At 53.7% G+C, this 13460-nt stretch carries 14 protein-coding genes; all 14 read right to left on the bottom strand.

The features are described from left to right. The 14 genes from AB1483_11755 to AB1483_11690 all read right to left on the bottom strand — a co-directional run bounded on the left by AB1483_11755 (position 1) and on the right by AB1483_11690 (position 13434). Positions 1-936, bottom strand: coding sequence for an aspartate carbamoyltransferase catalytic subunit (locus tag AB1483_11755; GenBank protein ID MEW6413124.1), 936 nt, complete (start codon positions 934-936; stop codon positions 1-3). Next, positions 933-1541, bottom strand: coding sequence for a bifunctional pyr operon transcriptional regulator/uracil phosphoribosyltransferase PyrR (gene pyrR, locus AB1483_11750; GenBank protein ID MEW6413123.1), 609 nt, complete (start codon positions 1539-1541; stop codon positions 933-935). The genes AB1483_11755 and pyrR overlap by 4 nt, the downstream gene beginning before the upstream one ends. A gap of 241 nt (positions 1542-1782) precedes the next feature. Continuing rightward, a complete protein-coding gene (locus tag AB1483_11745; protein MEW6413122.1) occupies positions 1783-3285 on the bottom strand; it encodes an energy-coupling factor transporter ATPase in 1503 nt (500 codons plus the stop codon). 76 nt (positions 3286-3361) lie between these two features. Next, positions 3362-4807, bottom strand: a complete 1446-nt coding sequence (gcvPB, locus tag AB1483_11740) for an aminomethyl-transferring glycine dehydrogenase subunit GcvPB (GenBank protein MEW6413121.1) — start codon at positions 4805-4807, stop codon at positions 3362-3364. A gap of 27 nt (positions 4808-4834) precedes the next feature. Beyond that, entirely contained in the window at positions 4835-5704 is an 870-nt protein-coding gene (locus AB1483_11735) for a thioredoxin fold domain-containing protein (GenBank protein MEW6413120.1), read from the bottom strand. A 22-nt stretch (positions 5705-5726) separates the two neighbouring features. Further along, complete coding sequence (locus AB1483_11730) at positions 5727-6122, bottom strand: hypothetical protein (GenBank protein ID MEW6413119.1); 396 nt, start codon at positions 6120-6122, stop codon at positions 5727-5729. Further along, positions 6123-6437 carry a hypothetical protein gene (locus tag AB1483_11725; GenBank protein ID MEW6413118.1) on the bottom strand — a complete coding sequence of 105 codons (315 nt, stop codon included), beginning with the start codon at positions 6435-6437 and terminating at the stop codon, positions 6123-6125. It lies immediately after the preceding gene. Positions 6438-6447: 10 nt separating this feature from the next. Continuing rightward, complete coding sequence (gene gcvPA, locus AB1483_11720) at positions 6448-7803, bottom strand: aminomethyl-transferring glycine dehydrogenase subunit GcvPA (GenBank protein ID MEW6413117.1); 1356 nt, start codon at positions 7801-7803, stop codon at positions 6448-6450. Between the two features lie 45 nt (positions 7804-7848). Beyond that, the gene (gene gcvH, locus AB1483_11715) at positions 7849-8229 is read right to left on the bottom strand and encodes a glycine cleavage system protein GcvH (protein ID MEW6413116.1); all 381 of its coding nucleotides are present in this window, start codon (positions 8227-8229) and stop codon (positions 7849-7851) included. 82 nt (positions 8230-8311) lie between these two features. Then, positions 8312-9706 (bottom strand): acetyl-CoA carboxylase biotin carboxylase subunit, encoded by a 1395-nt coding sequence (accC, locus tag AB1483_11710; GenBank protein MEW6413115.1) that lies wholly within the window; start codon positions 9704-9706, stop codon positions 8312-8314. 257 nt (positions 9707-9963) lie between these two features. Then, positions 9964-11121 (bottom strand): PilT/PilU family type 4a pilus ATPase, encoded by a 1158-nt coding sequence (locus AB1483_11705; GenBank protein MEW6413114.1) that lies wholly within the window; start codon positions 11119-11121, stop codon positions 9964-9966. A 21-nt stretch (positions 11122-11142) separates the two neighbouring features. After that, positions 11143-11634, bottom strand: coding sequence for an acetyl-CoA carboxylase biotin carboxyl carrier protein (gene accB / locus AB1483_11700; GenBank protein MEW6413113.1), 492 nt, complete (start codon positions 11632-11634; stop codon positions 11143-11145). Positions 11635-11723: 89 nt separating this feature from the next. Next, entirely contained in the window at positions 11724-12797 is a 1074-nt protein-coding gene (locus AB1483_11695; protein MEW6413112.1) for a Xaa-Pro peptidase family protein, read from the bottom strand. Continuing rightward, on the bottom strand, positions 12778-13434 hold the full coding sequence (locus AB1483_11690) for a tetratricopeptide repeat protein (GenBank protein ID MEW6413111.1): 657 nt from the start codon (positions 13432-13434) through the stop codon (positions 12778-12780). Before AB1483_11690 ends, AB1483_11695 begins: the two co-directional genes overlap by 20 nt. Between the last annotated feature and the right edge of the window lie 26 nt (positions 13435-13460).

Genomic DNA, 13460 nt, shown 5'->3' with positions numbered 1-13460 from the left:
CTATTCCCCTTCCTCCTTGCGGCCCGACAGCAGGTAAAGCACCGCCATGCGCACCGCCTGACCGTTGGTCACCTGCTCCAGAATCACCGAGTTGGCTCCGTCGGCCACCTCGCTGGTAATTTCCACCCCGCGATTCATCGGTCCGGGATGCATCACCGTATAATTCTTGTTGAGCAGCCTGAGGCGGTCTTTGTTGAGACCGAAAAGGTTGGTGTATTCGCGCTGCGAAGGAAACAGTCCCGACTGCTGGCGCTCGAGTTGGATACGCATTACGTTGACAACATCGGCGCCGTCCAGAGCCTCATCCATTTTCGTGTACATATCACAACCGAATTTTTCGGCTTCGTACGGCAACAATGTCGATGGCCCGCATAGCGCGACCGAAGCCCTCATGGTCTTCAGCCCCCAGATATTGGAGCGAATCACCCGCGAATGCTTTACATCTCCTACCAGCACCACTCTCAATCCCTCGAGCTTGCCGTACTTCTTAAAAATGGTATACATATCCAGAAGAGCCTGCGTGGGGTGCTCGTGAGCGCCGTCACCGGCGTTGATGATATTGGCATCCATACACTTCGTCAGGTAGTAAGGCGCTCCCGATGAACTGTGGCGCACGACTACCATATCGATTTTCATCGCCTCGATATTCTGAACCGTGTCGCGAAGTGACTCGCCTTTCTTCACCGATGAGGTCGAAGTGCTGAAATTGACCGTATCAGCCGAAAGCCTCTTCTCCGCCAGCTCGAACGATATGCGCGTGCGTGTCGATGGTTCATAAAAGAGATTCAAAACAGTTATACCGCGCAGAGTCGGAACCTTCTTGATCGTCCGGTCAATAACCTCGCGAAACGAGTCTGTGGTCTTCAAAATAAGCGATATATCTTCCTTGGGTACATCCTCGAGACCCAGCAGGTGACGTGAATGAAGGCGACTCATTTCTTACCTCCTTTCGCGCCGCCGGATTGTCCTTTCCTGGCGGTCTTTCCCGCTGAACTTTTCCGCGGCCCCTGCTCAATCAACACCTCGTCGATGCCGTCTTTCTCCATGATATGGAGAATCACCTGATCCTCTTTCGCCGTGGGGATATTCACACCCACATAGTCGGCCTTGATCGGCAACTCCCGGTGACCCCGGTCGATCAAAACCGCCAGTTGAATCGTTTTTGGCCGACCAAAATCCACTATCTGATCCAGCGCCGCCCGCACTGTTCGCCCGGTGAATAAAACATCATCCACCAGAATCACGTTGCGATTGACTACATCGAATAAAATCTCCGTCCGCTCCACCACCGGTTGGTCCAGCTTGGAATGAACATCATCGCGATACAACCCGATATCCATCAAACCCACCGGAACCGTTACCCCCTCGAGTTCCTCAATGATCTTCGCTATTCTCTTGGCGAGATAGGCCCCGCGCGTGATTACCCCTATAACCACCAGCGATTTCGCGTCCGGATTCTGTTCGAGAATCTCGTGCGCGATCCGTGTCAGGGCACGGCTGACCTTCTTTTCATTGAGGATTACATCTGTCTTCCCGGACAAAAGTACACCTCCTGATCTACAGCTAATTGATTAATCTCTTTATGAAAAACGTGAATTCGCGTTGTGCGGGCTAATAAACTGTGGCGGTCTGTCATTTTCTCACCTTTAGTAGCCTCGCAGGACTACCTTAAAAGGTTCAGTAGTAATCTGCTTGAGATCGCTCTGGTCAATCTCGTTGGTGAGGAAAATAACTCACACGAGAGTGCAGTCAAGTATTGGATGGAAAAAAAACGAAGATTTTCTAATTTTTGGACATCGACAATTGGCCGACTGGCGAAACGATTTTGCAGTAATCCGGATTGGCAAAGAAATCCGTTCTCGGCATCACCAGGTTGCTGGCATCGTTGCGAAGATACACGACTTTGTCAGCCAGCGACTTAATCACATCTCCATCATGTGATATTATAACCAGCCCCACACCCATCTTCTTTAACTCTCCGGCCATCAGAATAAATCTCCCCACCCCTTCGGGGTCCAGCCCGCAGGTTGGTTCATCGAAGACAACAAAATCGGGCCGCATCGAAAGCACCACCGCGAAAGCAAGCCGCCTCTTCTCCCCACCCGACAGCGTAAAAGGATCACGGTCGGCGAACTTGCTGGCGTCCAGCCCGACCATAGCGAACAGCGCTATCTGCTGTTCTCTGCTGAGCCTGCGACCGAGATTCATCGGACCGAAAGCCATTTCTTCCGAGCATGTGGGAAGAAAAAACTGTTTTTCCGGCTGCTGAAAAACCCCGGTGACCCGCCCGGCAACGGCGCTGATATCAACCGGCTGACCGTTGCGATCCAGGTACGAAACGCCCCCATCCGTAGGAGTCAGCAGGCCGCAGAGCAAATTGCCCAGCGTGCTCTTGCCCGATCCCGATAATCCCACAATGCCGACCGCCTCACCCGCGGCGACGTCAAAACTCAGATTGCGGATGATGTGTCCGTTTTCGGAGTATCGGAAGCCAAGAACATCGGATTCTATTGTCACAACCGACGGTTGTTTTCGCATTGCCTGAATATCGCTGCGGTGTGGAACTACGATGCGCTTGCCTTCGGATATCGGAAACCGCAGCCCCACTCTCTCGCAGAATTCCGTCCTGCGGAATATGTCCGCCGGATCACCGTCAGCCGCAACTTCACCTTCACTGAAAACAACGAGCCTCTTATAGAGTCGGGCTATCTGCGGATACTGGGTGATATGAATCTGTATCACCCGGGGCTGACGACGCCGGATATTCTCCAATTCCTCGCGAAGCGCTGATTTCCCCTGCTCGTCAAGAAACGAATCCGGCTCATCGAGAACCAGAACATCGGGCTCGAATATCATCACCGACGCCAGCGCCACCCGCTGTTTCTCACCACCGGAAAGCTCCGTGGTGAGGCGGCGGCGAAGGTGCGTGAGGTTGAAAGTCGCCAGAGCACCCGTGATGGCGGTCTCCATTTTCTCCTGCGAATACCCCAGGTTCTCAAGCGCGAAAGCGAGTTCCTTCTCCACCGTTACAGCCACCATCTGATTATCGGGATTCTGAAAGATGATTCCAACCGGGATTGCCCTGGAGCTGATGCGAGATATCCTTACCTGCCCCTGCTGGGGCTCCACCAGCCCCGCCAGAAGCTTCGCCAGAGTCGACTTGCCGGACCCGTTGGCCCCCATCACACAGACCGTCTCACCGTCATTCACTCTGAGCGACACACTCTTGAGGGCCGGGCGGGCGTCTTCCCGATAGCGAAAGGTAACGTTTTCAAGCTCTATCATTGAAACTTCTCAGTTAAAAGGCCGATGCCGTCTGGTCTCGGCACCGGCCTGAAAAAACATACTATCGTATCCGATGTCAATAAGCGACATCAAGGTTACGCGCCGCCCCTACCTCATCAAGACGCCTCACCGGCGTATTGTGAGGAGCAGAGGTAACCATCTCGGGCGTCCGCTGAGCCTCACCGGCAATCTGCTTCATTATTCCGGCGAACCTGTCGAGTGTTTCGACACTCTCCGTTTCGGTCGGTTCGATCATCATCGCCTCGGGAACGATGAGCGGGAAGTAGTTCGTCGGCGGATGCACCCCGAAGTCCAGGAGTCGCTTCGAGATGTCGAGGGTTTTGACGCCAAACGCCTTCTGGCGACTACCGGAAACCACGAACTCGTGCATACAGTGAACGTCGTACGGCAGCTCATAGTCTTCCCGAACCAACTCTTTAAGGTAGTTGGCATTCAGAACGGCGTTTTCACTGACCCGCTTCAGACCTTCACCCCCAAGAGTACGAATATAAACCCAGGCGCGTACCATGTTGGCGAAATTGCCGTAAAACGAATGGAGCCTGCCGATCGAGTGCGGACGGTCGTAGTCGAAAAACAGCTTGCCATCGGCGTCCTTCTCCAGTACCGGAAGAGGAAGGAATTTCCGCAGTCCTTCCGTGACGCCAACAGCGCCCGCGCCCGGTCCACCACCACCGTGCGGAGTGGAAAACGTCTTGTGCAGGTTGAAGTGCATGACGTCGAACCCGACATCGCCCGGACGAAAGATGCCCATGTTGGCGTTAAGATTAGCGCCATCCATGTACATCAGACCGCCACCCTTGTGGACGATTTCAGCGATCTCCTTGATGTGAGTCTCGAAAATCCCGAGCGTGTTCGGGTTGGTCATCATCATCCCGGCCACCTCGTCGTCCATAACCTCGGCTACGACATCGGGCGATATCACTCCCTTGCTGTTCGATTTTACCTGAACCGAAGTGAAGCCGACCGATGTTACCGATGCCGGGTTGGTGCCATGCGCGGAGTCGGGTATAATGACCTTGGTCCGTTTCTGTCCGCGGTGCTGATGGTAGGCCCGCATGATAAGCAGTCCGGCGAACTCGCCGTGAGCGCCGGCCACCGGCTGAAGCGATACACCGGCAAAGCCGGATATCTCCTTGAGATACCCTTCAAGTTCCCACATCAAACGCAGAGTACCCGGCGCGGAGCTGCAGGGAGCCAGCGGATGGTGCTCACGAAAATCCGGCAACGACGCCACTTTGTCGTTGTGTTTCGGGTTGTACTTCATCGTGCACGACCCAAGAGGATAAAACCCCTTATCAATGTGGTGATTTTTCACCGATAACCCCACAAAATGCCGCATCGCCTCCCCTTCGGCCACTTGCGGAAGTTCGGCCGGCGCTTTTCGACGAAAACCCGCAGGGATGGCTTTCAGTATCTCGTCCGCCGTCCGCGATGTTTCCGGCAGCGTGTACCCTTTCCTGCCCGGAACCGACCTGTCGTAAATAAGATTAGCCTCGCTCATCAGAACCGTTCTGCTTTCCAGTCTACTCTAGTTGGTTTCTTCTTCTTTTATACCTTTGAGCTTCTTGATCTGCTCGGTGGCATACTCAACATCCTCTGACTGAGGATAATTCGCGATAAAATTCTCAAAGGCCGCGATCGCTTTGGCGGTGTCGCCTTCCTGACGATACACGATAGCCGTCCAGATATCCGCACCTTCAGCGAAAGTCGTACCCTTGAAGTCCTTTGCGATTTGTGCGAACGCATCACGCGCTCCGGCGTAATCTTTGGCCCTCCGGAGCATATCGGCCAGCGACATACGGCTCTCTCCCGAAAGAGAATCCGCCGGATCACCTTCGGCGATCACCTTCTCAAACCAAACTTTTGCATCGTCCGGGGCGCCGCGGTATTTGTACTTGTCGGCGATCTCAAGAAACAACTCGCGGTCCGACGAACCCTCGGCCTGACCCAGCAAGTCTTCCAGAGTCCCGACACCATTCTGGTAGTCATCGACCTTCTGAATGAACTCATCAGCCGGCAGATAGCCTACGATGCGGTCGATCTCGTTGCCATCCTTGTCAACGAGCACCAGCGTCGGATAGCCGCTGACATTGTAAGCTTTCGCGGTGGCGGAATCTACCTCCGCATTTATTTTGACCAGCACGACGTTGTTAACGAAATAGTCAATAACGGCTGAGTCCGTAAACACCTCAGCGTTGAGCTTCTTACACCACGTGCACCAATCGGTATAGAAATCCATCAAGATGGGCTTGTCCGCGCCGGCGGCCTGTTTCCCCTCTTCGAGCGTCGTGTAAAAAGGCGCCTCGGTCAGCGGCTCCTGAACCTGCTTCTGACCACAGGATACCACCACCGTGGCAACGACCATTAGAACTAACAAAATTGTTGAGACTGTGCGCATAACTTCTCCCGGTCTAAGAATATTAAATTAACGGATTATCAACATCCGGTTGCTTCAGTTCATCGCCGAGCACGGCCCGCAATACCAGCCTGGCCTCATCTCCGAATTCCTTCGGTACGAGAATGAGGTTTGCCTGCGATTCCGGCACAGTGGTGCTGGCATGATGAACTGTGAAATCTCCGCCCCTGCTAATCGTAGATGGTACAAAAACCGATGGTATGTTGTTGGAATCCAGCGATCCCTGCGCCACTTTCGACGTCGCCTTCCCCATCACCCCGCCGATAAGCACCCAGCTGTCATCGGGGCTCACTGCCGGCGCAAAACTCCTCGGCAACTTCGCCACAAGAGTCTCGCCGCAATCGGGACAAACCACCAGTTTGTCTTGAAACTCATACTTGCATCCGGGGCAATATAGCAATTACTTTTCCTTTCTTTGCCATTTATCGCCGAGCGTCATATCAAGAATATCCGACGCCTCCTGGATATACTCCTGCGGTACCATGACCTCAAAAAGCGCCGAACCCGGCTTATAAAAAGGGTTCAGGGGCAACCCAATATTACCGAAAAAACCGGATCTCGAAATAATAACCACCGGTATCTCATACGAGCCAAGCGTCTCCGTGGCAAAATCCGCCGAAAACTTATCCTCGATTTCGCCAAGACTGACCCACTGCTGATCCTCAGCATCGTTGAGCTCGTGACCACAGATGTAGCAACTCGTAGCACCTTCCATAAGCTCGGCTTTACATACCGGACAGTACGCCACTGCTTGCCAGTTCCTTTAGGCTGTTTACCAGCTGATCGATCTCTTCGGAAGTTCTCTTCTCCGTCAAAGCGACAACAAGGCAGTCGTCCATGCCGTCAAACCAGCGCCCGGCGTTCACTCCGCAAAGCACCTGATTATCCAACAAAGCCAATATGACCTTCTGGGCCGGAACCGGAGTTTTAACGGTGAATTCTCGCACAAAAGGAGCTTTGAAATATGGTTCGAAGCCTTCAATGGCGAAGATCTTCCCGGCTGCCTCCTGAGCCTTTTCAGCCGAGAGCAGCGCCACCTTTTCGAGTCCCGTCTTGCCCAACAGCGTCATATAAACCGATGCCGCCGTGGCGCAAAGCGCCTGATTGGTGCATATGTTCGATGTCGCCTTCTCACGGCGAATGTGCTGCTCACGAGTTTGAAGCGTAAGCACAAACCCTTCCTTACCGTCGACATCTTTTGTCCGGCTGGCAATCCGTCCCGGCATATAGCGAACAAGCTCTTTCCTGGCCGCAAAAAATCCAAGAAGCGGACCGCCGAACGATACCGGCAAACCCAGCGCCTGACCTTCACCCACCACGATATCCGCGCCCCAGTCGGACGGAGTCTTGAGTATGGCCTGAGCGATTGGGTCAACCGACATAATCAGCTTGGCACCAACCTTGTGAACAGCATCCGCCAAACCGTCGAGCTGTTCGAGCAAACCGAAGAAATTGGGCTGACTCACCAGCACACAGGCCGTCTGATCGTCCAGCGCGGCCATAATTCCGTCACTATCGCTCACCCCGCCATTAAGCGGGACGGTCACGATATCCACTTCGCGGCCGGACAAATACGTCGCGATAACCTCCCGGTACAACGGATTGACGGTTTCCGATAAAACCACCTTGCCGCGACGGGTCACGCTCGTCGCCAGGATGACAGCCTCCGCAGCCGCAGTGGCACCGTCATACATCGACGCATTCGCCACATCCATCCCGGTCAAACGGCAGATGTGGCTCTGGAACTCGTAAATCACTTGAAGCGTTCCCTGGGATACTTCGGCCTGATACGGTGTGTACGCCGTCATGAATTCCGGACGGCTGATAATCGTATCAACCGCCGCCGGAATGAAATGATCATAAACACCGCCGCCGGCAAAGGAAATCAAACCTTCCCGGTTTTCGCGGGACAACCTTTGGGCTTCCCGGATTATCTCCATCTCCGACGAAGCAGGTATTTCAAGGGGACGTTTTAATCTCAGCCGGTCAGGTATGACACTGAAAATTTCTTCTAAGCTCTTTACCCCAATCTTCTGAAGCATCTTCCGACGATCATCGTCGGTGTTTGGTATATAGGGCATATCTTTCTTTCTTCGAATTCATATGTAACACAGCATTAAAGTGGCTCAGCCAATTACTGAATTATAACCGGTGGCATCGAGAAGTTGTTCAATTTCTGTGGCATTCGAAAACTCGATCTTGAGCATCCACCCGTCACCATACGGATCGCGATTGATAATCATCGGGTCGTCATCCAAGGCCGCGTTGACCTCGACAACCTTGCCGGAGACCGGGGCGTACATGTCGGACACCGCTTTCACCGCCTCGATCGTACCGAACGGCTTCATCTGCACGACACTATCTCCTACGGAAGGTAATTCCACAAATACTATATCACCCAGCTCACCCTGGGCGTAATCGGTGATCCCGACAATTGCGACCTTACCCTCGACCTTCACCCATTCATGCTCTTTGGTGTATTTCAGTTCGGCAGGTACATTAGCCATTTTCCAAGCTCCTGTTTATTTTTTAGACTACATCTGTTTTATACTGGTCATATGTTATTAAGGTGCGGCGCAACATCCGCGCCTATTCCTTCGCCTCGGCTGAGACTTCAGACTCCACCGGCGCCGGCTTGTCAACCTTCTTGAACCGGGTTTCCAGAAATCCAATATCATACTTACCGGCCACAAAATCCGGATGATTGAAAATTTCGCGATGGAAACCGACCGTTGTCGGCACTCCCTCCACAATAAACTCATCGAGGGCGTGACGCATTTTTACAACCGCCTGCTCGCGAGTACGTGCCTTGACAATCAGCTTGGCAATCATCGAATCATAATAAGGCGGGATCAGATACCCCGTGTAAACCGCCCGGTCAATTCGAACCCCGGGCCCACCGGGCACGTGAAGCGCAGTGATAACACCGGGCATCGGACGGAAGTCCTTCTCGGGATCTTCGGCGTTTATCCGGCACTCTATCGACGCCCACTTGTGAACAAGATCCTCCTGGCGATAAGTCAGCTTTTCGCCCATCGCCACCTTGAGCTGATCCTTGACGAGATCCACTTCAAAGGCCTCTTCGGTAACCGGATGTTCGACCTGTATTCTCGTGTTCATTTCCATGAAAAAGAAGTTCAGGTGTCGGTCGACCAGAAATTCAATCGTGCCCGCGCCGCGATAACCCACCAGTTTCGCGCCTTTGATGGCCGCCTCGCCCATGCGAGCACGAAGTTCTTCAGTCATCAGCGGCGACGGCGTTTCTTCGATAAGCTTCTGGTGCCTTCTCTGTATCGAACAGTCGCGCTCACCGAAATGGAAGTAGTTGCCGTGCTGGTCCCCCATTATCTGGATCTCCACGTGATGGGGATTCTCAATGAACTTCTCGAGATAAAGGTCAGGATTACTGAAAGCGTTGGCGGCCTCGGTGGACGCCAGGTGGAAACCGCGCTCAAGCTCGGCCATGTCACGGCAAACGCGCATACCCTTTCCGCCACCGCCGGCAACCGCCTTGAGAATCACGGGATAACCGATCTCTCTGGCTATCTCGGTGGCGTCATCGAACGATGCCACCACGCCATCCGAACCTGGCGTTACCGGAACACCGGCCTGCCTCATCAATTCCTTTGCCTTCACTTTATCGCCAAGCTGGCGAATCTGCTCGGGCGTCGGGCCAATAAACGTTATCCCGCACGACTCGCAAATTTCAGCGAAATCGGCGTTCTCGGCAAGGAACCCATATCCCGGGTGGATCGCATCGGCGTTCGTTACCTCGGCCGCGGCAATGATCCTTTTGCTGTCAAGATACGACTTACCCGGCTGGGGCGGCCCGATACAAACGTCCTCATCGGCAAATCGAACATGCAAAGCATCACGGTCCGCCTCCGAGTACACCGCCACTGTCTTTATTCCGAGCTCCTTGCAGGCGCGTATGACGCGAAGGGCTATCTCGCCCCGATTGGCTATAAGTACTTTTTCAAACAATGTCTTACCCTTATCACAGTATCATCACACGCCGTGCTCGTCCAATACTCCAAAATTCAGCACGGCACCGTCCAGAAATTGAAAGGCAATATAAGCCAAACAACCGCCCCTGACAACATTAAAGGAAGATTTTTTGACCACCCGAATCCGGTCGTATCCCGTTGACAGGCAACGAAAACCGCCTCGCTCGCGCAAACGCAAAAAGGCTCCGAACCATCAAGGTACGGAGCCTTCCTCTGTTCCCAATTTTCTACGACCTAATACTTGGTGAAATCGCTGCTCGCATCCAGACGACGACCACTGCGGGTGTCATCTTCACCCTCCCCCTCTTTCCACCGATCGGCAGTACCGGTGATGCCCCGCAGCCTGAGGTCAAAGTCCTCAGGATTAGTCGCATGGCGCATAGCTTCATCGAACGAAATCAAACCCTGCTTGTGAAGCTTCATGATGGACTGATCGAATGTCTGCATACCGTACTGAACACCGCCCCCCTCCATTAGATCCGTAATACCGGCTGTTTTGTCCGGATCGATTATACACTCCTTGATCGCCCCGGAATCAAACATGATTTCCAGAGCCGGAACCCGGCCGGGCATGTCATCACGGGTCAACAGACGCTGGCAAACAATACCCTTGAGCGTACCGGCCAGAAGCAACCTGATCTGCTGGTGCTGGTGCGGCGGGAAAAACGATATGATACGCGTAATTGTCTCCACCACGTTCATGGTGTGAAGCGTGGTCAACACCAGGTGACCGGTGTCAGCCGCGGTGAGAGCGATCGACATCGTCTCGATATCGCGAACCTCACCGATGAGGATGACATCCGGGTCCTGACGAAACGCGTGACGAAGCGCGGCGGCGAAGGTCTCGGTGTCTCCTCCCACCTCGCGCTGCGAAATAATCGACTTCTTGTCCCGGTAAATATACTCGATAGGATCTTCAATCGTCAGAACGTTGTCCGTCCGCTTGGCGTTCATCTCTTCGATAAGCGCCGCCAGCGTCGTCGACTTACCCGAACCGGTCGTCCCCGTAATGATAACCAACCCGCGCCGGAGCTGGGCTATCTTGCGTACCGAATCAGGGAGGTGAAGCTCTTCGAAAGTGGGCACACTCGTGTTTACCGCACGAATGGCGATGCCGGTAGTACCTCTTTGACGGAAAAGATTGATACGAAAACGACCCAGCTTCGCTACTGACAAAGCCAGGTCCATCTCATGCTTGCGGTCGAAACGCTCCCGCTGAGCATCGTTGAGAATCTGTGAGACTACTTGATCCATCAGGTCTATCGTAACCGGATCGGTCGCTATCTGCTCGAGACGACCGTTGACTCGGAGATGGGGTCTTATACCGACGCGAATATGAAGATCCGAAGCTTTACGGTTGAGCATGTCAACCAGCATCTGCTTTAATGTCATAAAAACCCCTTTCCGGTTATTCTAACCCGCTGGATCGATCAAGAATAACTCCTGGCCAAATTCGACCGGTTGGGCGTTTTCGACTAGTATCTTGGCGACCCGACCGCTGACCTCGGATTCTATCTCGTTCATCAGCTTCATGGCTTCGACTATACAGACCACCTGTCCAACAGAGATCTTCTCATTCAGCGAAACATACGGGTCAGCTTCGGGCGACGGCGCCGCGTAGAACGTTCCAACCATCGGCGACTTTACCGCCACCAAACGTCCGGTATCTTCCGCTGGAGGCGCTTGAGCCGGTGCCGGGGGTGCCGATGGAGCAGGTCGTGGAGTCTCGATATTGCTCGCAGCCACAATCGGCCGCACCATTGCGGCACTTTCACCGCTGCCGTTCGACGATGAACCGAGTCGGTGGGTGATTCTGACCTTCCGGCCCCAACTTGAGACCTCTAATGATTCAATATCGGATTCCTCGACCAGTCTTATTAGCTTTTTGATGTACTTTTCATTCATAATGTTACCTCAATGGTTAACACTGAAACAAGGGCAGACATAATCCTGCCCCGCACTCATTTTAGAGGCTCTATAATAAACGAATCGAATTACAGTTCCAACAAGTTTTTTGGAGCCTTGGTCAGGACCCTGCAACCAGTTCTGGTGACAACAACGTCATCCTCGATCCGTACCCCCCCCCAGCCCGGGATATAAATCCCCGGCTCAATAGTTAAGACATTGTTGGTCATGAGCTTATCTTCAGATATCGGAGATACCCTGGGGCCAACATGCACATAGAAGCCAATTCCGTGCCCGGTCCCGTGACCGAACTCTTTGCCGTACCCGGCCTTAGTGATGATCCGGCGGCATACAGCATCAACAGCCTTGCCCGAAACCCCTGCCTTAACACGACTTATGCCGGCCTTGTTGGCTTTCAGCACGATAGTGTAGATTTTTTTCTGTTTGGGAGCCGCCTTCCCGACGACAACCGTGCGGGTCATATCCGACACATACCCGTTGACAGTCGCCCCGAAATCGAACGTTACGAAATCCCCTTTTTGGATTTTCTTTTGTGACGCCACTCCGTGCGGCAGGGCCGAACGGTAACCGGAGGCTACTATGCTTTCAAACGCGGCCTTCTGGGAACCAAGCATAATCATCTGGTACTCCAGTTCCGCCGCCACCTCGCTTTCCCGGATACCCGGCTTAACAAGCGGTAAAACTCGCTCGAATGCCTTGTCGGCAATATCTGCCGCTTTGGCAATGTCAGCTATCTCCTGCGGATCCTTTACCCAGCCAAGGTCAGCGAAAATCGCGTCTGCCCCCACGAACAGCGCTTTGGGTATGTCTTTTTTGAGGCTGTTCAGGCCGGCCACCGTAAGATATTCGCCATTGTATCCATACCTGCGATTGCTGACATTGAAAGCGGGGAAATCTTTCAACGCGGCCGTCGGAACGCCTTTGATGATATTTATCCGCGCTCCCTTGACCTCTTTGGCCGCCTGTTCCTTGTAACGAAAATCAGTAAAGAACTCGGCCTGGCTGCGGGTAAGCGCCAGCATACCGGAGGAGCCCGTGTAACCACATAGATAGCGCACGTGATCCAGATGCGTGACAATCACTCCATCGAGATTCTCGGCCAACATCTTCCTGCGAATAGCATCAATCCGTTTTTTTGACATGGGAGCTTTCCTTTTCCTTTATCTTTTCCTCGGCCAGAGCAAGTTTTTCGGCGATTCGCGGGTTGGAGCCGCTTCGGCTCAACTCCCTGTATACGTCCAACGCCATACGCGCGTAGCCCTGCTTTAAAAACAGATCACCGACTGTCTCGGTGTAAAAAGGAATCGCCCGTCGCGACTCCGCTGTCTTCACAGCAGCCGCCTCTTCCTCAGTCCGCTTTAGTGTAATTGTTCGTGTTGTTTCGGGTCTGCCCCTCGGTATCGGACAACTGAGCACCCGACTCAGCGCATCTATCTGCTGAATTCGTCCGTAATTCGACAGCGCGCCAAATTCATCCCCCGATGTATACTTGATGTCCCCAAGATACTTCAGCGCCACCACATTGTCGGGGTCCTGCCCCAGCACCCGGTAAAATTGCTCCGTCGCCGGCTCGGCCTGACCAGCGTGGTAAAGGGCCCTGGCATATACGAGCCGAAGCGACAACAGCGAGGGGGCCTGGGCAAGATGCTCACGGCAGATTTCCACCGCCCGCGAAAACCTTCCCTCGCGCAGATGCATCGATGCCAACGCGGCCGGGTATCCCTTCGCACTCAACTCGTCGACAACAAACCCCGTCGCGCCCGGTACTTCCTTAAACATGGCTTATAAGAAACACCCAAAAGGCG

Source organism: Candidatus Zixiibacteriota bacterium (assembly GCA_040756055.1).
Classification (GTDB): domain Bacteria; phylum Zixibacteria; class MSB-5A5; order GN15; family FEB-12.
The sequence above is the reverse complement of the archived record's forward strand: the minus strand, read 5'-3'. Positions and strand labels throughout refer to the sequence as shown.

Bases quoted from the DNA above. Each gene is read 5' to 3' on its own strand.
- gcvH (MEW6413116.1), bottom strand. From the start codon at position 8,229: ATGGCTAATGTACCTGCCGAACTGAAATACACCAAAGAGCATGAATGG.
- AB1483_11745 (MEW6413122.1), bottom strand. From the start codon at position 3,285: ATGATAGAGCTTGAAAACGTTACCTTTCGCTATCGGGAAGACGCCCGC.
- AB1483_11690 (MEW6413111.1), bottom strand. From the start codon at position 13,434: ATGTTTAAGGAAGTACCGGGCGCGACGGGGTTTGTTGTCGACGAGTTG.
- gcvPB (MEW6413121.1), bottom strand. From the start codon at position 4,807: ATGAGCGAGGCTAATCTTATTTACGACAGGTCGGTTCCGGGCAGGAAA.
- accB (MEW6413113.1), bottom strand. From the start codon at position 11,634: ATGAATGAAAAGTACATCAAAAAGCTAATAAGACTGGTCGAGGAATCC.
- AB1483_11705 (MEW6413114.1), bottom strand. From the start codon at position 11,121: ATGACATTAAAGCAGATGCTGGTTGACATGCTCAACCGTAAAGCTTCG.
- AB1483_11755 (MEW6413124.1), bottom strand. From the start codon at position 936: ATGAGTCGCCTTCATTCACGTCACCTGCTGGGTCTCGAGGATGTACCC.
- gcvPA (MEW6413117.1), bottom strand. From the start codon at position 7,803: ATGCCCTATATACCAAACACCGACGATGATCGTCGGAAGATGCTTCAG.
- AB1483_11735 (MEW6413120.1), bottom strand. From the start codon at position 5,704: ATGCGCACAGTCTCAACAATTTTGTTAGTTCTAATGGTCGTTGCCACG.
- AB1483_11695 (MEW6413112.1), bottom strand. From the start codon at position 12,797: ATGTCAAAAAAACGGATTGATGCTATTCGCAGGAAGATGTTGGCCGAG.
- AB1483_11725 (MEW6413118.1), bottom strand. From the start codon at position 6,437: ATGGAAGGTGCTACGAGTTGCTACATCTGTGGTCACGAGCTCAACGAT.